Source organism: Flavivirga spongiicola (assembly GCF_030540825.1).
Taxonomy (GTDB): Bacteria; Bacteroidota; Bacteroidia; order Flavobacteriales; family Flavobacteriaceae; genus Flavivirga; species Flavivirga spongiicola.
In genome coordinates, this window is the sequence record NZ_JAUOEO010000001.1 from 3,944,948 (window position 1) to 3,967,237 (window position 22,290).

Genomic DNA, 22,290 nt, shown 5'->3' on the forward strand with positions numbered 1-22,290 from the left:
AGGATTAATATTTAAGGTGAAAAAAAGTTTAAATAAATATCACTTCACCATACAAACCGAATTCACATGCCCGTTTCCATCATATTCTTTCACACTATTATTGGGATCCACGACCCATATGCCGTCCACAATAAACTTATAATGATGTTTTCCTCCGGATAATGGCACAACATATTTCCATCCATAATCCATTTTTCGCATGACCAAATCATGTTTGTTCCAATTATTAAAGGAACCAGCTAAAGTGACTTTCTTGGCCTTCGTATAGCCTTTAAGTTTAAACGCTGTATATTTTTTTATATCTATAACTGAATTATATTCATGAAATTCATTTTCTATTTTATGGGGATTATTGGGATCCTCCATCCAATGCCCATCTACTATAAAACGGTATTGGTATATGTCCGGTTTTAATTGCAAAGTTAATTCCCAACCGGTTTCCGTTTTGTTCATTTTAAAAAGCGATTCGTCCCATTTATTAAAAGAACCCGCTAAAATAACTTTTTTAGCATCTTTATAGCCTTTTAATTTAAAACTGGCATTGCCATTTTTATCTGGGTAAGCCGTATACATTTTCAGGTTATATACACCTCGAAGTTTCCGTCCATTTTTTAGTGCCTTAGAAACGTTCGAGTCTTTTTTTGAAGGTTCTGCCCAATAAGCATTGTTTATAACAAATTTGAATTCCCATGAAAATTCATCTTTAAAATCTTCAATGTGTTTTCTAAGTTCATAGTTGAACTCATCAATTTTTTTCATCTGCCAATGATCTCTGGACCAAAGATTAAACTCTCCGGAAACAACCACATTTTCAATATCAAAATCTTCAAAATCATGAATTTGACCCGTATATTCTTGAGTGAATTTTGAATAATCTCTAACGTCGAAAGCAAATACAACAGTGTCTCCTTTTATTTCATAGCCTTTAAACGTATTGTTTTGTCCGTACGAGTAAAAACCTATAAAAGCAAAAACTAAATAACCGATATGTAACTTTATTTGCTTCACTGTGTATTTAATGGGTAATCAATAAAATATAATTTTTCTTTTTGATAATTAATTATGGTTCTTTTTTGAGCAAAAAACTCATAGCCCAAAATACCATCTAATTGCGTTCCAAAGGCTTCATTCATTTTATTTAAGTTTGTCAGTACTGTTAGCATGGGACCAAAATAAATAGTTTCACTTAGTTTAACGCGATGCAGTTTTCCTGCCAGAACTTCTATTTTTTTGTTACCAACACCGGATAAAGATAAGCGTCTTTTTGGAATAAAATATTTCAAAGCCTTTCTGTTAACTTTTCTGTTTATCTGGTTAAATTCTGCAGCGGTGTCTATTCCAAATTTAACTTTCTGATTGTTAATGGTTCCATTTACTATAATAGTATGGTTTTTTAAGTTAAAAGATAAACTATCTACAATTTTTTCTAAGTAGACATCATCATTTAGCTTATTTCCGAAACGGTCCACTTGCGTCAGCGTTATTTGATTTAAGTGTAAGTCTATAAAAACCTCATAATCTTTTAAAATATTATAGCCTATGATTCCTAAAAGCTTAATTTTTTTACTTTTTTCAATATGTGATATGTCAATAACATCAGAATCTTTATCATGAAGTTTTAAGCTTTCTAAGGCAAACGCTTCAATTCTTCTTTCATATGAATTATCAATAGACTGTATGACACCTGAAGTTTCTTGGTTTTTTCTCTGATATTCATAAAAATCAGGAAAATGAACCTTATTAAGGATCATGGTTTCAGAACCTGTATCAATAATAAAGCTCCCTTTTTTATTTAAAAGTTCAGCTTCCACAACAATTAAATGGTCAATTAATTTAAATGGAATTCTAGTGGTATAAGTATCTAAAACTTCTGCTTTAGTAAAAAATATAGGAGGAGAAGCATCATCATTCGCATTTGTCTGATTGATACTAAAAGCTAGAAATAATATAAAACAAAAGAGTCTTAGCATACTAATAAGACTAAAATAATAATGAATTGTTACATTATTTAAATCACAAATGATTATTTATGAAAATTTTAAGTTTTGTCCAGGTGTCTAGCAATTCTAAACCCACCCACCCATGGCCGGCATTTGGGTATAATGTGAACTGATTTATGACACCAAGATCTTCAAGTCTATCCCGTAAATCGGTTCCTTGCGTCGTAGGGATTAATGGGTCTTTACCTCCATAAAATAAAATGGTGGGAGGCGCAGAAGCAGTAACCTGGTGATAAGGGCTAACTTCTTCTAAAAATGGGGTTGTTCGATTGACCCCCAATAAGTCTAATAACTCCTGTAATTCAGTACTTGCGCTATTTAAATAAGCTGGATCTGTAAAATTAGTAGGCCCTACGATACTACAAACCATATTTGTGTTATTGTCGTTATCAAAAGCATAGCTCCATAATAGCGATAAATGAGCACCAGCACTAGTACCAATAAAACCGATGTTTTCGGAAATGGTATATTTTTCTTTATTATTTTTTAAATAGTTGATAACAGAAGAAATATCTTCAATTTGCATTGGATATGCCTTGTTGTTAGTATCGGCTAATCTATAATTAATATTAGCAACAGCTATGTCTGGAAAATCTATCCGTAATAAATCCTTAATAGGATTCATATCTTCTTTATCTCCCGAGGTCCAGCCTCCACCATGTATCAAAACGATTGTTTTGGTGTTTAAATTTCGATTTGCAGGCAGGTACAAATCGAATTTTTGATGGTTATCATTTCCATATGAAATGTTTAGTTCTTGATAATAATTTTTTGAATCTAAACCATTAGTTTCTTCTTTTTCAGCTGCTTCATTAGAGCAATTAAAACACAGTATTATAAAAATTAAGCTTAAGAAATGATATTTTAGACTTTTCATAACGAAAATAATATTTACTTTGTAAACGAGAATACAAGATAGTTATTATGGCTGATTTTTTTAGAATATATGAAGAAAACCCTAATCCAAAAGAGGTGGAAAGGGTAGTGGCTATTCTAAAGCGCGGTGGGATTATTATTTATCCAACGGATACTGTTTATGGTTTGGGTTGTGATATTACTAATATTAAAGCCTTAGAGCGTATCGCGAGAATTAAAGGCGTAAAACTAGAAAAGTCTAATTTTTCATTTGTATGTCATGATTTAAGTAATTTAAGTGATTATGTCAAGCAAATAGATACTTCGGTTTTTAAGATTTTAAAAAGAGCCCTTCCTGGACCTTACACATTTATCCTTCCCGGGTCTAAATCATTGCCTAATCCGTTTAAAAAAAGAAAGACTGTTGGTATTCGTGTGCCAGATAATAATATTGCCTTAGAAATTGTAAAACAACTTGGAAACCCCATTATATCGACTTCTATACGTGACGATGATGAAGTTATTGAATACACCACAGACCCAGAGCTTATTCTAGAAAAATGGGATAATTTAGTTGACTTGGTAATTGACGGCGGTTATGGTGATAATGAAGCTTCTACGGTTATAGACCTTTCTGAAGATGAACCAGTTGTCATTAGAGAAGGTAAGGGGAGTTTAGAGATTTTTTGATAACGGATAATTATTTACTCGAGCATTTTCGAAATATAAAGTGTGTTTTGTATTGAAAATATTAAGTACAGCTTAATGAACGATTATTAATTTTCAATATACTAATTAAGTCTCGATTGAATTCGACCTGACGCAAATATAGCTAAGACGTTAAATTTTGACGAAATAATAATCACACATATAAATTATAAAATTTCCTTTGGAATTATTTTTCGTGCCCAGATTTTTAATGAGTTCAATATTTAATAATATAGAAAAATCTCTTTTTTTATTATATTTTTACTTCGTAGGATATTATTTCTTTTAAATAGTAGATTTTGAAAACTTTTTTATTATAACCCAATGAACCTAAAAAAGAATAAAAGTATTACAGTTTTTACCGTATGCTTAGTTATATTGTTTGAGTCAATTCTTCATGCACAAAACAATCCTGTTATTGATAAAATTATTGAAATAGGAAAAACGGATAACCGTACTATGGATTATCTTGATGTACTAACTAATCGTTTCGGTGGGAGACCTGCCGGATCTGATGCATACGATAATGCAGCAGAATGGGTAGCTCATAAATTTAAATCTTGGGGTATGCAAGTTGAAATGGATTTAGCAGGAGAACTTCCTGTTGGTTTTAACAGAGGCCCTTGGTTTGGGAGACTACTTTCGGGAAGTGGGATGCCACTTCATTTTGTAACACCTTCATACACTTCAGGGACAAAAGGAGCACAAAGAGGTCATGTTTTATATGAGCCATATACACAAGAAGAATTTAATAAAATTAAGACGAGACTGAAGGGAGCTTGGGTGTTAATTGGAGGAAGTAATAATGGTATGCCAATTGATCATTTTTCTCTGAGTAATGGTACACTAGATTCGATTATCGCTGCAAATAAATTGATTATTGAAAAAAATGATCACATAAAAAAAGAAAATAGAAAAAACGGTACTAAAAATGAATTAATACCTATTAATAAAAAACCGGGATTATTTTATAAACAAATGGTTGATGCAGGTATTTTGGGTATTATTCAATCTTCGCCAGTGCCTCTTAAGGCTATGTCGCACAAAGATGCTATTTATGATATGACCTTTGAAACTTTGCCTACAGTTCCAGATATTAAACTCGATGAGCATCAATATAAACTTATTGAAAACATGGTAAAAGAAAGACATTGGTTTCAATTAGAGTTTGATATACGAAATCACTTTAAAATGGGACCTGTTGGTTATCATAATGTTATTGGCGTGATTCCTGGTACTGAATTCCCGGATGAGTATGTTATTATGGGGGCACATCTAGATTCCTATGATGTTGCTACTGGAGCTATAGACAATGGTTCTGGGGTTACCCCTATGATGGAAGCTGCTAGACTAATTATGAAGGCTGGAGGAAAACCTAAAAGAACTATTTTGTTCTGTCTGTGGACTGGAGAAGAATTTGGGTTATGGGGATCAACAAGTTGGGTGAAAAGAAATAAAGATAAATGGGGTAAAATATCTTTTGTCATCAATCGTGATGATGCTTCTTGGATTCCGGTATCTATTAATGTTACTGAAGCTATGTGGTCTGATATGGAAAAAGTTTGCAAACCTATTTATAAAATTAATAATGAATTTCCATTTAGCTTAGTTAAGCATGTTCCAGAATTGCCTGAGAAAGTGCGAGGTAGTGATCATGTACCATTTGCTCACGTGGGGGTTCCAGCGGTGAACATGGGAACATCCGATCACGGGGGACATGATTTTAGTTATCGCGAGATATGGCATACAGAACGGGATCTTTATCAAAAAAATATTCCTGAATATCAGGAGTATTCATCAATTGTAAAAGCAATAATAGCTTATGGAATTGCCAATTTAGATCATCTTTTACCTAGAGAAGGATTTTATTTACCTTCAAAAAAAACAAAAAGATAGTATGCGAAGAATAACCCTATTTTGCCATAAATAGCATATGATATCCTTCAGGATCTATGCCTTTAAACAATTTTTTGTCATCCATATCTAGAGATTCTATTTTAAAGGTTTTGTTACTTTTAACGTATTCGTACCATTTTTCAATATCTTCAAGAACAAAAGATACGTTAACGGCTTTGTCTTCGGCGAATTTATGCATTCCCCTTTTCTCATCTACTAGTCCTATAAATCCTGTTTTAGAAGATTGGTAGATTTTAACCCACCCTTGGTCACAAACTAACTCAAGCCCCAAAACATCTTGATAAAAATACTGCATTTCTAATACGTTTTTATAATAAAGCCAGGTAATGCTTGAATTGATGCTCAGTTTTTTACCCATATTAGTATTAGGGTGCGAAATTTTATTGTTTTTTAAGATGGGTATTAAATCTTCATTTTGTGGGTGTTGGTTGAATTTTTCAAATTCCAGTAAATACCCTTCTGGATCTGACATTACAAAGCTATGGTATGGTTTTCCGTCTACAGGCTTATAGGTATGTTTGATTTGAATATCTTTCTTTTTAAGATAATGGAACCATGCCTCAACCTGATCCGTAACAAAAGCTAAAGCAACAGTTTTAGGTTTATTTGAGTAAGCTCCTCCTTCAGATGCATCAACTAGTGTAAGGAAGGAATCGTTAGCGATTCGAACTACTTTTGATGTTTTATGATCTGCTACAAGTTCTAAACCTAAAGTATTGGTATAAAATTGAGTGGCTTTTGTAAGATCTTTATAGTAAAAGAGTAAATTGCTTTCTTTGATGTCGAAATCATACATTGTTCTGAAATCAGTGTGCATAGCTAACTGATTATTTATTGTTCTTGGGGTATAGCTTAAAAGCCTGCCAAAGCGTCTTGCAATTTCTTCACGAGCTTTCCCTTTATATAAACCATTTTCCTCTAATCTTTTTCGGTCTGCTTTTAGATCAAAATATTTGGTAAGTGTTGCTCCATTGTATATTAACGGAACATCTCTTCCTTTTGCTATTCCTCTTGTAAAAAGATCGGTATCGATTAAGTCTGGTTCTCGATAAAGCAGGACATTGTGTTTTTTTGCAATTATTTCAGCCTGTGGGAAAAACGTATCCATTTTTTCGGGGGTCATTGGAACACCCAACCCTAACTCCTTAACGCCATAATTTACTAATTCACAGAAGCCCTCTGTAGCACCAGATTCGAATGATTTTTCATAACCGCTCTTAGATTTATTTTGCGGTTCGGACTCTCCGCACGCCACTAACAAGCATGCGCATAATATCGCTGTAATTTTAAATGAATTCGATAACATTATAATGGTTTTTTTAATTTATAAGAAATACTAACTAAGATTTAGGTTTTCAAAAATAGGTCTTTTAATACAATCGCACCTGTCTTATAACAATGGTGTTTGGGCTATCGTTAATGCTTATTTTTATGTGTTTGCATAGGGTTATTCTTGGTTGAAGGTATATGTTTATTGGTATTAAACCTTGTAACTGGGAGTTTTTTGGGCCAATAATTATTACTTGTATCAACATCAGCAGTTTCTTTAAACGGATCTATTACAATGTGTTTAACTAGTTTTTTAAAAGGGAATATTTTTTTTACGGTATAATTGTTTTTTCGCCATATTTCTGCAGGTATTCGAGCTATTATTTTTTCACCATCTTCAAATTCAAACTCTATAATTAATGGCATTACCAGACCTCCAATATTAGAAAATTGTAACTCATAATAATTATAATTGTTACTAAGTAATGTTTTTTCTTCCTTGGATAATGAACTTAAAAAAGCTTCATATTCGGCTTTGTCTTTTTTTGAAATCTTATGCGGATCGTAAGAATAATAAAAGTCACGTAAACTAGGGTTTTCTTGAACTGTTGATTTTACAGTTTCCTTGTCTCTGGTAAGGGCAATATGTTCAGGGGTTTTAGCCACTTCGGTTTTTTTAATAGGGTTTTCAATGTCTGGGTTATGTGTATTTGTTCTAAAAAGAGAGACATGATCTAAAGAAATATCAACACGATCTGTTGTATAAAACCATCCTCTCCAAAACCAATCCAAATCAACAGCAGAGGCATCTTCCATAGTTCTGAAAAAGTCTTCGGGAGTAGGGTGTTTAAACTTCCATTTTTGTGCATACTGCTTAAATGCAAAATCAAACAATTCACGTCCCATAATGGTTTCTCGCAATATAGTAAGCGCCGATGCGGTCTTTAAGTAGGCATTATTCCCAATCTGAAAAATGGATTGAGTGTTTGTCATAATGGGTCTTATATTGGTTTTGTTACGCTTCATATAATCCAGAATTGAAGTAGGTTTCCCCATCCATGTGGTATTATTATAATCCCATTGCCTTTCAGCTATTCCCATGACAAAAGTATTAAGCCCTTCATCCATCCATGCCCATTTGCGTTCATCTGAATTCACAATCATGGGAAAGTAATTGTGTCCAACTTCATGAATGATTGTCCCTATCATTCCCCATTTGGTTCTTTCTGAATAAGTGCCGTCTGGTTCTGGTCTAATCCCATTAAAAGAAATCATAGGGTATTCCATCCCACCATTTCTAGCTTCAATAGAAATAGCAACAGGGTACGGATAGTCAAAAATATGTTTTGAATATACTTTTAAAGTATGTGCTACCACTTGGGTTGAAAATTTCCCCCATAGAGGATTAGCTTCTTTAGGATAATAGGACATAGCCATGATTTTTTTCCCACCTATATGCACTCCCATGGCATCCCAAATAAATTTTCGGGAACTGGCAAAGGCAAAGTCACGTACATTTTTTGCTGAAAATTGCCACGTTTTTGTATTCTTTACTTTTTTCTTTTCAGCAGCTTTTGCTTCTCCTTCACTAACTATTATTAAGGGGGCATTTGATGTTTTTGCCTTATCTAAACGCTTTTTTTGACTGGTAGATAATACCTCATCAGAATTTTGCAATTCTCCTGTTGCAGCAACTATATGGTCTGCTGGAACAGTAATGTTTACATTAAAGTCTCCAAATGTTAATGCGAATTCAGCATCACCTAAAAATTGTTGGTTTTGCCAACCTTGAGCATCACTGTATACAGCAAGTCTTGGGTAGAATTGTGCTATGGAATATAAGTAGTTATCATCTTCTTTAAAATACTCCATTCCTGAGCGCCCTCCAATTTTTGTTGTTTCATTGATATTATACCACCATTTTATGTTGAATGTGAAATTTTCTCCAGGTAAAAGCTGCTTAGCTAAATCAATTCTCATCATGGTATGGTTGACAATAAATTTTAAATCATTGCCTTCGTTATCCTTTACATGGTTTAGTTTAAAACCGCCGTCAAAATCATTGTGTAGTGATTTTAAGTTTTTAAGCCTCATATTTTGAGAAAAATTGGATGTGCTGGTTAGATCTGATAATGATTGTCTTTTTCGAACATTTTGATCCAGTTGAATCCAGATATAATTTAATTTGTGTGGCGAATTATTATAATAAGTTATTGTTTCTGTTCCATAAATTTTTTGAGAATGATCATCTAGAATAATATCAATATCATAATCTGCTTTCTGTTGCCAATATTCATGTCCCGGCGACCCAGAAGCCGTTCTGTAGGTGTTTGGTGATGAAAATTCCTGATCTAACTGTTTAAATTTATTTTGCAAGGGGTATTCTTGTGCTATTAATAGATTGCTAAAAAAGTAATGTAATATAATTATAAAGAAAAAGGGAGATACAATTTTCATGGTGAAGTTTAGCTGTTATAGTTTAGTTTTTGAATGATTTAAAAATCAAAAAGTTAGACAAATACAGAATGCAATATACAGCACTTATCTTGATAAGACAAAATCAAAAAAACGATTTAACATTGTTTTGGCAGATCAAAGAAAAAGGGAATGATTTCTTTTGGTCCTCCTACCCAATACGGTACATTTATCTGGTAAATTAAACGGTTGGCTTTTATAACCCGATTTCGATTTTTAAGAGTCCACGCTTATTGCGTGGCAGGAGAACGCTGTTTTGAAAAGTTGAGAAGCAATACATTTAAAACGGATAGTTGAACTAATCCCGCTTCATGTGCTGAACTTGTTTCAGTATCTAGCGAGATTTCAGGCTTAATACCTGTTATTTACAAAATTTCCTTTGGAATTATTTTTCGTGTCCAGGTTTTTATACGCTTATATTTATTTACCTCAGAATCTGGGTTGAATTCTAGAGTTGTTTCCCACGAATTTTCAGGTTTAAATTCTTCTTCCATACCTTTTAAAACACCACTAGAAACCTTGTCTGAACGAACAATAACGATACACTCCGTATTTAAATTTGCGCTTCTGGGATCAAGATTAAAGGTGCCTATGACTGTTATTTTATTATCAATGACCATGGTTTTTGCATGAAGTCCAAATATGGGTTTATGGTCTAAAGTTTCTTGGAGTTCTCCGGTCATTATTTTCATACGTTCTGCTGCATCAGGACGAAATTCATATATTTTAACACCAGTATGCAACAATTTGGTTCTGTCTGTTTGATAACTACTAAAAGCTTCTACATTATCTGTTGAAGCCAGACTATTGGTAAGTATTCTAATTTTTACGCCACGTTCAACGGCTTCCCTAAATAGGTTTTGACTTAACTCAGAAGTAATTAGGTACGGTGTTTGGATCTCAATGGAAGATTTCGCATTTTTAACCAGATCAATTAATGCACTGGTTGAAATGCCTCCACCCCCTAAACCATTTTGACCATCATTTTTACCTGGAATATCAGAAACAAATTCTACATCATCTAACCAAACTAGCCCTCCGGAATTTCTAATGTCTTTAAATGTAGCAGGTAAATTCTCTATTCTTTCTCTTACTTGTGGCCAAAAATTATCAGGGTTGCATGCGTACTCATGAAGATTATTAAATCTGTTTTCTGAATAAACCTTTTTAGAATCTTCTTCAATGATACTGGTAACATCTTTACTTAAAGCACTGTTCCAAAATGCATCAAAGGATTTATTAACTTCTTCAGATTCTTTGCCTAATAGTAGAATATCTCTATCTCTAAAATTATATTCGTGGTCATAATCAAAGTATTCGTCTGCAATATTTCGACCACCTGTAATAACCACTTTGCCATCTACTATAAATGCTTTGTTGTGCATGCGTTGATTAGCAGTTCTAAAGTCTGTTGCAAATTTTTTAATTTTATTAAAAAGGTTCTTTCCTAGATTAACACCTGGATTATAAATTTTTAGGGTAATATTTTCATGAGAACTAAAGGTGAGTAAATCTTCGATGTCCGCATCAACCATAATGTCATCAACAATAATTCTTACTTTAACACCACGATCTGCCGCTCTTATCAAATAGTCACAAGCGATGAGTCCGACATTATCTGTTGAAAAAATAAAGTATTGAATATCTATCGTCTTTTCGGCATATTCACTTAACCATGCTCTGGCAACCATAGAACCACTGCCATCTTCCAGAACATAGACTCCAGTTTTAGTTTTCATTAATTCTGCTACATCTTCAAGTTCATTTGAAAGTGTTACATCATCATTTCTATGAATTTGCGAGCAAAAATCTGTTTCTTGTACATTGGTTTTCTTTGTATTACAAGCAGAGAATACAATTAAAACAATAAGGCAATAATTTTTGAACTTAAATGTAGGGTATATTCTTGTTGTCATATGTGTTCTTGGGGTTGACTTGTTTCTTTAGCTTGTTGTTTAAGAACTAAGATAGTAAATACAGACTGAATGGAAAACCTGCGAGGATTTTATAAGCAGGCTAGCACAAGCAATTAATTCTATATCAAAGGTTAGTGTATCAAAAGGTTTGTCACTAATTCAAATATTAATTTATTAAAAGCAATGAGCTACATTATATGTGTAAGATTGTTATTACATAAAGTTTGATTTCTTTTATTTAGTTTTGGCAGGGATTAATTCATTGAAAAATAGCGTATCAAATATTAATGTATCATTTGCATCTCTTCTTGAAAAAAGAGATGAGGTTGCCTATGAAACTTTGTTTAGGCTTTACTACATTAAATTAATTCATATTGCCAAAAGCTATTTAATATATCAAGAAGATGCAGAAGAAGTTGTGCAAGATGTCTTTTTAAAGTTATGGGAACAAAAAAGCAAATTCAAAACCATATCAAATATCAATGGTTACATGTTTTCAATGACTAAAAATATGTGTCTTGATAAATTGCGCCACGAAAAAATAAAGCGCAAGTTTATAGATAATAATTTAAGAGTAAAGGCAGGTATTCAATATGATTTTATTAAAGACGAAGCGGCATCATTGCTTTTAGAAAGTGAGTTGGAGCAAAGGATAATGAAAAGCATTGATCTTCTACCAGAAAAATGCAGGCAGGTTTTTATTAAAAGTAGAATGGAGGGGTTAAAACATCAGGAAATTGCTGATGAATTAGGTATTTCTCATCGTACCGTAGAAAACCACGTTTCAAAAGCAATTAAACATATGAAACTCCATTTGAAAGATTTCCTAACAATTTTTTTGTAAAAAATTAACTTTCGACTAGGTGTAAACCTTTTTTAAATCGTTTTTAATGCATAAAGGAACATTATGCAAGAACGAGAAATTATAAAATACCTAACTGAAAAGTCCTCGAAAAGTGAACAAAAAAAAATGGAGGATTGGATTACCGCATCTCAAGAAAATGCCAAAATATTCAATGAGCAAAAGGCTTTATACGTTGCCGCAACTTTTGATAATACCGTTCAAGAAATTGATATAGAAGAGGGGTATATCAAATTTACAAAAGCTATAAAACCGAAACCCAAATATTACAAATACGCAGTTGCAGCTTCAATTATATTGATGGTAGGACTAACAATATTCCTAAATAGAGATGAAGATACATCGCAGTTCCAAGATTCAATTATTGTAAACAACCAAATCCAAACAGGTACCGACAAAGCAATTCTAACGTTGGAGAATGGAGAGGAAGTTACTTTAATAAAAGGGAATTCCTTTCAAACGCCACATGCTACTAGCAATGGAAAAGAGATAACTTATAATAATAATACATCACTTGAATTAGTCTATAACTATTTAACAGTTCCTAGAGGAGGGAAATTCCATTTAACCCTTTCAGATAGTACAGAGGTATGGTTAAACTCAGAAAGTCAATTGAAATACCCCGTAAGCTTTACTGACGGTAATAGTCGTCAGGTAGAACTTGTTTATGGAGAAGCCTATTTCGATGTGTCGTCAAGTACCAATCATAAAGGAGCTGACTTTAAAGTATTTCATAACAAGCAAGAAGTGGAAGTGTTAGGAACCGAGTTTAATATCAAAGCCTATAAAGATGAAACCAATATTTATACTACGTTGGTAGAAGGTAAAGTGGTTATTAATGCAGCCAATAAGAGCAAAGTATTGTCACCTACAGAACAAGCAAATCTCGATATCACTTCTAATAGTATTTCTATAACTACAGTCAATGTTTATAATGAAATATCATGGAAAGATGATGTGTTTAGCTTTAATGAAAAATCATTAAAAGAAATTATGGTATCTCTATCACGTTGGTATGATATGGAAGTAGTTTTTGAAAACAAATCCCTTGAGGAGATTAAGTTTGTAGGTGTTTTAAGAAAGCATCAAAGTATTGAGGAAATCTTAACATACATTATGTCAAGTTCCATTAACAATTATGAAATACACGATAAAACAATCATATTGAAGTAAACAAATTAATAACTTAATGCCTATGTAAAATCAAATCACAAAAAAAGGGAATAAAGTCTAACCGTTCAAAGTATTATGACTTCACCCCTTCGTATTTATTACTAATTAATTATATAACTAACTAATAATTCACAAATTTATGGAAATTAAATTTAGTAGAGCTGTTGTTTTTTTTAGAAAACGGCTTTTAATAATCATGATGAGGACTTTCATTTTTTTATTTAGTATTACGATGTTTGGTTTCATGCCAAATGCCGTATTGTCTCAAAAATCAAAAATTAAAATAAAAGAGGACAAACACTTAACCGTAGATCAAGTGTTTAGACTTATAATGGATCAAACGGACTATAACTTTATTTATGAAGTAGGCTTATTTAAAGATTTTCCAACTATTGAAGTTAAAAAGGGAGCTGAAAACGCTAATAAACTGTTAAGAAGGAGTTTAGGGTATAAAAATCTTAATGTAGTAGTTTCAAAAAGTAATACCATAATTGTTAAAGATGCAAAAACCATTCAGCAACGTCAAATCTCTGGTAAAGTAATAGACCAAGCAGGTTTGCCTATAGCTGGTGTCACTGTACAAGTTAAAGGCACAATAAAGGCCATTGCTACAAATTTTGATGGTACTTATACTATTACGGTTACAGACTCACAAAATGTTTTGGTATTTAGTAGTCTAGGTTTCAAAGATCAGGAGGTTTTGGTTGCGAATCAAACCAAAATAAATGTTGTTTTACTCGAAGATGTTTCAAAGCTGGATGAAGTAGTAGTTAGTACAGGATATCAAAAAATATCTAAAGAAAGAGTTACTGGTTCGGTTCAACAAATTAGAAATAAAGACCTTAGTGTTAAAACAGCTCAAAATATACTTTCAAAATTAGAAGGTGAAGTTGCGGGGCTCTTGGTGGATGAGAAAGACGAATTCGTAATTAGAGGTTTGGGATCTATGAAAATTGGAGGAAGACCTTTAATTGTGGTAGACGGTTTTCCTATAACCCAAGATTTAAGTTCAATAAACCCTAATGATATCAAAGACATTTCTGTATTGAGAGATGCTGCTGCCGCTTCAATTTGGGGTATTCGTGCCGCCAATGGCGTAATTGTTATTGTAACAAAAAAAGGAAATAGAGAACGTAAGCCAACGATTGAATTCTCAACAAATTTTGCGATTACTCCAAAATATAGTTTAAAAGATTTGTCCTATGCCCCTAGTTCAAGTTTTTTAGAATTCCAAAAACACAGAGTCGATAACGAATGGCTGTATCGATTTGGTTTTGGAGGATACTTTGATACAGCACTGGATACTTATTTTCTTCTTGATCAAGGGCAAATAAGCCAAAATGAAGCTGATAATATCATTAATGATTTTAGAAATACAGATGGTAGAAAAGAATTTGAAGACCTTTTTAGGAATAATACATATTGGTCTCAATATAACCTTGCCTTTAATGGTGGAGGGAAAGTAAATACCTATCGTGCATCATTGACATATAATAAAAACGAGAATCTTGGTTTTTTTACTGGGAACGAAGCTGATGAGGTTTTGCTTAATCTTGGAGAGGTATTTTATCTAAACTCAAAACTAAAGCTTACCTCTAATTTTAGTTTAACTTCCCAAAATAATAAATCAAATGGGATGAGTCTAAATGACTATACCAGTTTTCCTGAGTATCAGCGTATATTAGATGATCAGGGGGATTATGTTGCTCAACGAAAAGACTGGTTTCCATCTTTTAAAGAACAAAAAGCTGCTGAAGGATATCCATATAACTGGGATTATAATTTAAAACAGGAATTTGATAATAAAAATAATAAATCTATATCAACAGTAATAAGAGTTCAAACTGCATTAGAATATGATGTATTAGATTATTTATCAATTATGGCATCCTATCAGTTTGAATGGAGTAATACAAATGTAAATAATCTAGAGAATGAGAATACCTATGCCGTAAGACATCTAGTCAATACTTATACAAGAGAGGAAGGCGGTAATATAATTAGCCATATTCCTAAAGGCAGTAGACTTACTAGCAGTAGTTCATATAATAAAGCACATCAAGGACGTCTACAGCTAAACTTTGATAAATCTTTTAACGAAGGGCTTCACAAAGTAACAGCATTGGCAGGTTATGAATTGAGACAAGAACTATTTAATAGTAGCCGTACTATACTTTATGGATATAATCCAGAGACGCTAGTATCTGCTGATATTCCATTTGGAGTAAAAGTACCGACTACAGGTGGATGGGGAAGTTGGGATGTAGCTGTTAGAAACCCAAGTATTGTAAACCAAGAAGAAAATAGATATATTTCATATTATGCAAACGCTGGTTATACCTATAATAACAAATATACCCTAACAGGGAGTATTAGGCTAGATGATACCAATCTTTTTGGAGCTAGTGAAAAATACAGAATTATTCCGCTTTACTCTTTTGGAGGCAAATGGGACATTGGTAAGGAGGACTTTGTTAAAGACAGCAATACCATTGATTATCTTAGTTTAAGAGGAACTTATGGCGTTAATGGAAATGTAGATAGAAGCACGTCTCCATACTTAATTGCGGGAATAGAAAAATATATAGAAGGAAATTTTGACTTTGCATATATCAAAAACGTAAAAAACCCAGAGCTTAGATTAGAAAAAGTATTTGTTACCAACTTTGGTGTTGATTTTGGATTATTTGATGGTTTATTAAGTGGTACTGTAGAATATTACCATAAAAATAGTCAAGATTTATTATCTCCCGTATCTTTTCCTTCACTATACGGTTTTAATTCTGCCGTTATTAATGTTGGGAAAATGGAAAACAAAGGATTTGATGTTAACTTAAAGGTAGATGTTGCTAGAAAAGGAGCACTTAAATATAATGCGATATTTAATTTTAGCTATAACAAAAATACAGTAACAGAGGTTGAAGTCCCTGAAGAAACTATACCAACCTATTTAGCTTCGCAACCTCTTTTAAATACACCGTTAAGATACCTATATAGTTACCGGTCTGATGGTTTAGGTGCTAACGGAGACCCGTATATCTATAATGAAAAAGGCCAATTAGTGGATCTAAAGGGGCAAACTGATGTAAATGGTACTCCTGAAGATGTAGAGATAACTGACCTTAATGCTTTAGTGTATCATGGGACAACAACTCCAAAATATTACGGTTCGTGGATAAACAATATATCGTATAACAATTTTTATCTAAGAACATTAACCACTTTTAAATTTGGGCATGTATTTAGAAATACTGATATTTTAAATTATGATTGGGTGAGTACCGATGGCAAATTAGCACATATCCATAGCGATTTTGACAAAAGATGGAGAGAGCCAGGTGACGAAAACCACACAGACATTCCAAGAATACCTGTGGCAGGAGATGAACTACTTGGAAGGAGAGGTGGCTATAAGAGATACTTTCAGAGTGATAGATTCATTGATTCTGCTGCACATATTAGGTTTAAGGAAATAATTTTAGGATATAATTTTAATTCTAAATTATTAGATAAAATAGGATTAAGTAAATTAAGTATTAGCGCGCAAGCCAGAAACTTAGGCCTTATCAATTTCAATAAGTGGGATAAAGATCCTGAGAGTTTAACCCGACCTACTATGCCTACATATACACTCAATTTTTCAGCTATTTTTTAAATTTAAACATCATGAAAAAAATATATATAATATACCTAGTAATTTTATCAATTTTTAGTGGATGCGATAAAGAATGGTTAGAGATTCAACCTAAAGGAGTACTGATACCAACTGCTGTTAATGATTATAGACTATTATTAGATCAAGTAGAACCAGGTCGATATGGCGATAAGATTTCACCTGGTTTTGCCACAGGATATTCTAACACCGATCTCATGTCTGATGATTTTCCTATGTCAGATTTTAACGACGAACATTATTTTGGTGTTACGGACGTAAGAAGAGGTACTTGGGCTGATAATATATTTGAACTCAATGAAGAGGATCCGGATTGGAAAAACTTGTATGGGCAAATTTATCCAGCTAATATTACCATTGAAGAAGTTATGACTGCAACCAATGGTACAGAAGCAGAGAAGTTACAGCTTCTAGCAGAGGCCAAAGTACATCGTGCATATAGTTATTTTGCGCTTGTAAATATGTATGCACTTCATTATGGTCCCGATGCATCTTCTACCCCTGGAGTTCCTTTACGATTAGATTCATCATTTAAAGGAGATTTGTCCAGAGTACCCGTTCAGAAGATCTATGATTTAATGGTTGAAGATATTAAAGCTTCGATTTCTAACCTTCCAGATGTACCTGAAACAAGGTTTCATAGTCACAGACCTTCAAAAGTAAGCGCTTACGCACTTTTAGCAAGAGTTTTATTGTATATGGGGCTTTATGATGATGCATTGGATGCAGCCACGGAATCTTTAAAGATTAAAAATACTCTCATTGACTATAATGTATTGGGATTTAGTCGTAATGTATTGCGGTTGCATGATCTGGAAAATGATATTGAAGTACTATGGAGAAAACAGACGCCAAAAATTCATGCTTCATTAACTGCTTCAGATGAATTGTATAATTTATATGAAGCAGATGATCTTAGACAAAGGTTGTATATTGCATCAATCGACTATTGGGGTTCTCCAGAGGAGGGATATTTATTACCAGCTTACACCCGAAGAAATTATAGGGGGTTAGGATTTACAGTGGCGGAAATGCTGCTTACTCGAGCAGAGTGTAATGTTCGGCTTAATAATACAGGATTGGCTGTAGGCGACCTAAATTTATTAAGAGAAAAGAGATATATTACGGGAACGCATACCCCAATAACCAGTACAGATAAAGATGAAGTTCTTGACTTGGTTAAAAAAGAAAGACGATTGGAACTCGCAGGAAACGGGTTGAGGTTTTTTGACCTGAAAAGATACAATCAGTTTGATAACGCAAACATTTCTTTAACAGTAACTCATAACGGAACAATACATACGCTTCCTCCGGGAGGCAATAACTGGGCTATACCTATTGCTCAAAAATACATAGTATCAACTCCAGAAATTGGTGAGAATATAAGAGATTAATGTAAATGAGTTAGTCTATAAATGCCCTCTCATGTGGATTTAAAATTTATAGAGAGGGCTATTCTTCAAATATTTAAGCAACTTCACCATACTTTTAAGTCTATATATATCATTAAATAAAAGAGACAATACTGCTTGAAACAAAGAACAGATTTAACCTTTTTGACAGAGTCATGAGTGAAAGTATTTAAAAATACATTGTGTAATACTTCAATTAAAAGCATGAAATTAAGATTTCTTTTTATAAGTAGCCTTTATGCTATATTCTTTAGCGGGTGTAAAGAAAAAGACGAAGTTCCTAAAGATTTTAGAGTCGAGAATTAATATTTACAGTAAAATTGAAGGAAGTGGTACTATGGGCGGAAAAGATATTAATATTTATAACCTAAAAATATATAAACAGAAGAATGTTTAGTAGATACCTTCTTAAAAAAGAATTACATATTGGATTAAAACATGTACTAAAACCAAGATATAAGCTTAACCCTCTCTCACGTTAGAGGATAAACTTTTCATCTAAACTATTTAAATTTTGATTAAAATATAACATATGAAATTAGCGATTAAACTATCGGGTATCCTTTATATATCCTTCCTTGGATTTACTTCTTGCAAAACAGAAGGACAGCTTAATAAAGACGAACATACATTTACTATAGAAGGTAAAATAAAAGGTTTAACAAGTAATTTGTATTATAGGCATCCAGATAAAGAATATTCAAGAGAACATCCTTCAGACTCTATCGTGGTGACCAATGGTAAATTTTCATTGACGGATTCGATTTCTAACTTATCCCTACTCAATTTTTATACAAGTTATGATACAAAGAAAAATAATTTATATAAAATTGCTAAAAGTGGTGGGTTTTATCCTGTAAAATCGATGTATTTAATGATGTATGCCTTTCCTGGCGCATCTATTGAAGTCTCAGGAGAGGCAATTGATTTTATGAATGCATACCCTTCTGGAGATATCTATAACAACGGCTTGGCAGAGATAAACAAAATTACTTTTCCAAATTATAATGAAAGCGCCAACTTAATGATAAAAGCCTCCTTTGAAAAAGATTCTTCTAAAGTTGAAATACTCAATAAAGCATCAGATAGTATCAGTGAATTAGTAAGATTAGCACAGATCGATTATATAAAAAACCATCCAGAATCTTTAGCTGCGCTATGGTATCTTGAAAATATGATTATGACAGAACAAATAGATGATGATACAGCCATTGCACTTTATCAAAAAGCATCTCCCAACTTAACATCTACTGAAACCTATAAGGCGATCTCATCAAGAATTGAAGGAATTGAAGCTACCAAAGAGGGAATGCTTGTACCTAGCATAAAAAGTACATCCACGATAGATGGTAGCGAGTTTGATATTTTCTCTTTAAGAGGGAAATATGTATTAATCGATTTTTGGGGAACTTGGTGCGGCCCCTGTGTTGAGGAAATGCCTAAAGTGAAAAGCTTTCAAGAAAAATATAAAGATCAACTCGTCGTGTTAGGCATTAATTCAGGGGATACAAAAAAAAGGGTGGTTAAATTTTTAAAAAATAATGACTATCAATGGCAACAATTAATGAGTGATAAAGCAAACACTCCAGATAATTTTGTCAATCGATTTAATGTAAAAGGATTTCCAACAAAATTCATTATTGATCCTGAAGGTAAAATCGTTAAACGTTATTTAGGATCAGGAGAAGATACATTTAGTTTATTAGAAGAATTATTAAACTAGTGTCAAATCAAGTATGCTATGTCGGATAAGTCGTAGCTATTTTTGTTTCAGGCAATGAGAAAAACATTTGCATAGTTTGGTCATTATAAAAAAACTAGATAAAGACGCTTTCTTATCTTGTTTAATAATTGATACCACTATTATATTTCCTCTCTCTTTATTTAAAGGTAAAATAAAGCAAAAAGTTTATACCAAGTAAGTTATCTATTCGGTTGCTAAGTAAATCTAATAGAATGTAACTTTTTAATTAAGAATATTTTGATAAGATAACCCCATAAAAAAAGCCCAACTAAAAAGTTGAGCTTTCATTTATGTTTTTTAAAACTGATTAGTTTCCGCCAGCTTCAAGATTTTTCATTTCTTTTTCAATCATGTCATAAAACTGATCGATTTTAGGAAGAACCACGATACGAGTACGTCTGTTTTTTGATCTGTTTTCTGCAGTATCATTATCTACTAATGGTACATAAGAGCTACGACCAGCAGCAATTAATCTTCCAGGATTTACATCTAAAGTTTCAAGTACTCTGATAATAGATGTAGAACGCTTAACACTTAAATCCCAGTTATCAATTAATGGCGCTTTATTATAAGGAACACTATCTGTGTGACCTTCTACCATACATTCAAAATCAGGCTTGCTGTTTACTACTTTAGCAACTTTAGCAAGAACATCTTTAGCTTTAGATGTTACATTGTAGCTACCGCTTTTAAATAATAATTTATCAGCAATAGAAATAAACACAACACCTTTTTCAACATTTACCTCAATATCTGGATCGTTAATACCAACTTCACGTTTGAAACTCGTTACTAATGCTAAAGTAACACTATCTTTTTTAGTGATAGCATCTTGTAAACGTGTGATTTTCAAATCTTTTTCTTTAATGCTCTCTAAAGTTTTCTCGATGTTACTTGCTCCCTTTGCAGATAGAACCTGTAAATTGTCATTACTTTTTCGTAAATCTGCTATTTGTTCTTCCAAAGCAGTGGCTCTTGCTATTGCAGTTGCTTTGTCAGTGATACAAGAATTTAATTTTACCGTTGCGGTGTTAAGTAAATCTTGAGTTTCTTTTTGTTTTGCTTCAAGGTCTGTAAATTGCTTTTTAGAAATACAAGAACTTAATAAAAGTGTTGTAGATAAGCTTAATAATAAAAGTTTTTTCATAATGCGTTATGCGGATTAATTTCCTTTAAAAATTGATTAAACAAAAGTATATAAAAAACGCCAAAATTTAACAATGTTAACAAAACTTTTGCGAACTATTTATAAACTTTTATAATTGGTCTTTTTATTTACGAAATAATCAACGACTATGGATGTTCTTTGGTAATATTTAATTTTATTTTTTGTGGATTTTCGTTGTTTTAATAATCTTCTTAAATTATTATAGAATCCAAAATGCGCTTTTACTATGGCTATAGTATGCTTTGGTCTAAATTCAAGTAAGAACTTTATTCCGGCAATGCCATCTAAAATTAATCTAACAAATATTAGAGAAAATAATAAACCTTTTGCATTTTTAGTTAAGACAAACAAACTATTTCTAAAATTTAGATAGGTCTTTTTAGGATGGGTATCATTAAGTGTAGCACCTCCTACATGATAAACCTCAGATCGACTTACATATTTTATATAGTGCCCCAAATTTTTAGCGCGCCAGCATAAGTCTATTTCTTCCATATGAGCGAAAAAATATTCGTCTAATCCATTTAACTGATGAAATACGGTACTCCTGATAAAGAAACAGGCTCCTGATGCCCAAAATATTTCAGAATTGTCATTATATTGCCCAGAGTCTTTTTCAATAGTATTAAAAATACGACCTCTGCAATACGGGTACCCATATTTATCTATAAACCCCCCAGCAGCTCCAGCATATTCAAAATAATCTTTCTTTTTATAATCTAGTAATTTAGGTTGAATGATAGCTGTGTTAACCTCCTTTTTAAAAGTTTCAATAATAGGAAGTAGCCATTTTTTAGTAACTTCTACATCGCTATTTAGTAAACAAAAAACATCTGCTTCTATATGTTTTAAAGCCTCATTATAGCCTTTAGCATAGCCACCATTTTCTTTATTTTGAATTATTTTTATAGACGGGTAAGTGGCTTTTACAAAAGAAACAGAATCATCAGTTGAGGCATTATCAGCAACATATATATCTACTTCTTTAGAATGTTCAATGACCGATGGTAAAAACTGATCTAAAAGCTTTTTACCATTCCAATTTAATATAACGATTGCTATTTTCAAGTTTCAAGAATATAGTTTAAAAATTTATTTAGTACTTACTGAACACTGAA

At 32.5% G+C, this 22,290-nt stretch carries 15 protein-coding genes; 7 read left to right on the forward strand and 8 right to left on the reverse strand.

Annotated features, from left to right (window positions below; genetic code table 11):
* Positions 1–39: 39 nt before the first annotated feature.
* The 3 genes from Q4Q47_RS15665 to Q4Q47_RS15675 are packed head-to-tail and all read right to left on the reverse strand — an operon-like array spanning position 40 to position 2,877.
* Positions 40–1,008, reverse strand: a complete 969-nt coding sequence (locus Q4Q47_RS15665) for a glycogen-binding domain-containing protein (RefSeq protein ID WP_303307578.1) — start codon at positions 1,006–1,008, stop codon at positions 40–42.
* On the reverse strand, positions 1,005–1,970 hold the full coding sequence (locus tag Q4Q47_RS15670) for a retropepsin-like aspartic protease (RefSeq protein WP_303307579.1): 966 nt from the start codon (positions 1,968–1,970) through the stop codon (positions 1,005–1,007). Before Q4Q47_RS15670 ends, Q4Q47_RS15665 begins: the two co-directional genes overlap by 4 nt.
* 43 nt (positions 1,971–2,013) lie before the next feature.
* Positions 2,014–2,877 (reverse strand): alpha/beta hydrolase, encoded by an 864-nt coding sequence (locus Q4Q47_RS15675; protein WP_303307580.1) that lies wholly within the window; start codon positions 2,875–2,877, stop codon positions 2,014–2,016.
* Between the two features lie 47 nt (positions 2,878–2,924).
* Here Q4Q47_RS15675 and Q4Q47_RS15680 point away from each other — a divergent pair, with 47 nt between their 5' ends.
* Together Q4Q47_RS15680 and Q4Q47_RS15685 are read left to right on the forward strand one after the other, a co-directional pair.
* Entirely contained in the window at positions 2,925–3,545 is a 621-nt protein-coding gene (locus Q4Q47_RS15680) for an L-threonylcarbamoyladenylate synthase (protein WP_303307581.1), read from the forward strand.
* A gap of 342 nt (positions 3,546–3,887) precedes the next feature.
* The gene (locus tag Q4Q47_RS15685) at positions 3,888–5,459 is read left to right on the forward strand and encodes a M28 family peptidase (RefSeq protein WP_303307582.1); all 1,572 of its coding nucleotides are present in this window, start codon (positions 3,888–3,890) and stop codon (positions 5,457–5,459) included.
* 16 nt (positions 5,460–5,475) lie between these two features.
* Here Q4Q47_RS15685 and Q4Q47_RS15690 read toward each other — a convergent pair whose 3' ends face one another.
* From Q4Q47_RS15690 to Q4Q47_RS15700, 3 genes are all read right to left on the reverse strand, one after another.
* Positions 5,476–6,786 carry a VOC family protein gene (locus Q4Q47_RS15690; RefSeq protein ID WP_303307583.1) on the reverse strand — a complete coding sequence of 437 codons (1,311 nt, stop codon included), beginning with the start codon at positions 6,784–6,786 and terminating at the stop codon, positions 5,476–5,478.
* A 110-nt stretch (positions 6,787–6,896) separates the two neighbouring features.
* Complete coding sequence (locus Q4Q47_RS15695) at positions 6,897–9,206, reverse strand: M1 family metallopeptidase (protein WP_303307584.1); 2,310 nt, start codon at positions 9,204–9,206, stop codon at positions 6,897–6,899.
* Between the two features lie 383 nt (positions 9,207–9,589).
* Complete coding sequence (locus Q4Q47_RS15700) at positions 9,590–11,140, reverse strand: phospholipase D family protein (protein ID WP_303307585.1); 1,551 nt, start codon at positions 11,138–11,140, stop codon at positions 9,590–9,592.
* Between the two features lie 244 nt (positions 11,141–11,384).
* Between Q4Q47_RS15700 and Q4Q47_RS15705 the strand changes: the two genes are divergently transcribed.
* From Q4Q47_RS15705 to Q4Q47_RS15725, 5 genes are all read left to right on the forward strand, one after another.
* Positions 11,385–11,984 carry an RNA polymerase sigma-70 factor gene (locus tag Q4Q47_RS15705; RefSeq protein ID WP_303307586.1) on the forward strand — a complete coding sequence of 200 codons (600 nt, stop codon included), beginning with the start codon at positions 11,385–11,387 and terminating at the stop codon, positions 11,982–11,984.
* Positions 11,985–12,047: 63 nt separating this feature from the next.
* The gene (locus Q4Q47_RS15710) at positions 12,048–13,175 is read left to right on the forward strand and encodes a FecR family protein (protein ID WP_303307587.1); all 1,128 of its coding nucleotides are present in this window, start codon (positions 12,048–12,050) and stop codon (positions 13,173–13,175) included.
* A gap of 196 nt (positions 13,176–13,371) precedes the next feature.
* Positions 13,372–16,830: a SusC/RagA family TonB-linked outer membrane protein gene (locus tag Q4Q47_RS15715; RefSeq protein ID WP_303307588.1), complete on the forward strand. Its 3,459-nt coding sequence runs from the start codon at positions 13,372–13,374 to the stop codon at positions 16,828–16,830.
* An 11-nt stretch (positions 16,831–16,841) separates the two neighbouring features.
* Complete coding sequence (locus Q4Q47_RS15720) at positions 16,842–18,242, forward strand: RagB/SusD family nutrient uptake outer membrane protein (RefSeq protein WP_303307589.1); 1,401 nt, start codon at positions 16,842–16,844, stop codon at positions 18,240–18,242.
* 550 nt (positions 18,243–18,792) lie between these two features.
* Positions 18,793–19,983, forward strand: coding sequence for a redoxin family protein (locus Q4Q47_RS15725; RefSeq protein ID WP_303307590.1), 1,191 nt, complete (start codon positions 18,793–18,795; stop codon positions 19,981–19,983).
* 328 nt (positions 19,984–20,311) lie between these two features.
* Here the strand turns inward: Q4Q47_RS15725 and Q4Q47_RS15730 are convergent, their stop codons facing one another.
* Positions 20,312–21,151: an OmpA/MotB family protein gene (locus Q4Q47_RS15730; protein WP_303307591.1), complete on the reverse strand. Its 840-nt coding sequence runs from the start codon at positions 21,149–21,151 to the stop codon at positions 20,312–20,314.
* A gap of 99 nt (positions 21,152–21,250) precedes the next feature.
* A complete protein-coding gene (locus Q4Q47_RS15735) occupies positions 21,251–22,240 on the reverse strand; it encodes a glycosyltransferase family 2 protein (protein ID WP_303307592.1) in 990 nt (329 codons plus the stop codon).
* Positions 22,241–22,290 lie beyond the last annotated feature (50 nt).

What these genes read in the sequence shown, in the direction of transcription:
- Q4Q47_RS15670 (WP_303307579.1), bottom strand. Translation starts at nt 1,970, where the DNA reads ATGCTAAGACTCTTTTGTTTTATATTATTTCTAGCTTTTAGTATCAAT.
- Q4Q47_RS15675 (WP_303307580.1), bottom strand. Translation starts at nt 2,877, where the DNA reads ATGAAAAGTCTAAAATATCATTTCTTAAGCTTAATTTTTATAATACTG.
- Q4Q47_RS15680 (WP_303307581.1), top strand. Translation starts at nt 2,925, where the DNA reads ATGGCTGATTTTTTTAGAATATATGAAGAAAACCCTAATCCAAAAGAG.
- Q4Q47_RS15685 (WP_303307582.1), top strand. Translation starts at nt 3,888, where the DNA reads ATGAACCTAAAAAAGAATAAAAGTATTACAGTTTTTACCGTATGCTTA.
- Q4Q47_RS15690 (WP_303307583.1), bottom strand. Translation starts at nt 6,786, where the DNA reads ATGTTATCGAATTCATTTAAAATTACAGCGATATTATGCGCATGCTTG.
- Q4Q47_RS15695 (WP_303307584.1), bottom strand. Translation starts at nt 9,206, where the DNA reads ATGAAAATTGTATCTCCCTTTTTCTTTATAATTATATTACATTACTTT.
- Q4Q47_RS15700 (WP_303307585.1), bottom strand. Translation starts at nt 11,140, where the DNA reads ATGACAACAAGAATATACCCTACATTTAAGTTCAAAAATTATTGCCTT.
- Q4Q47_RS15710 (WP_303307587.1), top strand. Translation starts at nt 12,048, where the DNA reads ATGCAAGAACGAGAAATTATAAAATACCTAACTGAAAAGTCCTCGAAA.
- Q4Q47_RS15715 (WP_303307588.1), top strand. Translation starts at nt 13,372, where the DNA reads ATGATGAGGACTTTCATTTTTTTATTTAGTATTACGATGTTTGGTTTC.
- Q4Q47_RS15720 (WP_303307589.1), top strand. Translation starts at nt 16,842, where the DNA reads ATGAAAAAAATATATATAATATACCTAGTAATTTTATCAATTTTTAGT.
- Q4Q47_RS15725 (WP_303307590.1), top strand. Translation starts at nt 18,793, where the DNA reads ATGAAATTAGCGATTAAACTATCGGGTATCCTTTATATATCCTTCCTT.
- Q4Q47_RS15730 (WP_303307591.1), bottom strand. Translation starts at nt 21,151, where the DNA reads ATGAAAAAACTTTTATTATTAAGCTTATCTACAACACTTTTATTAAGT.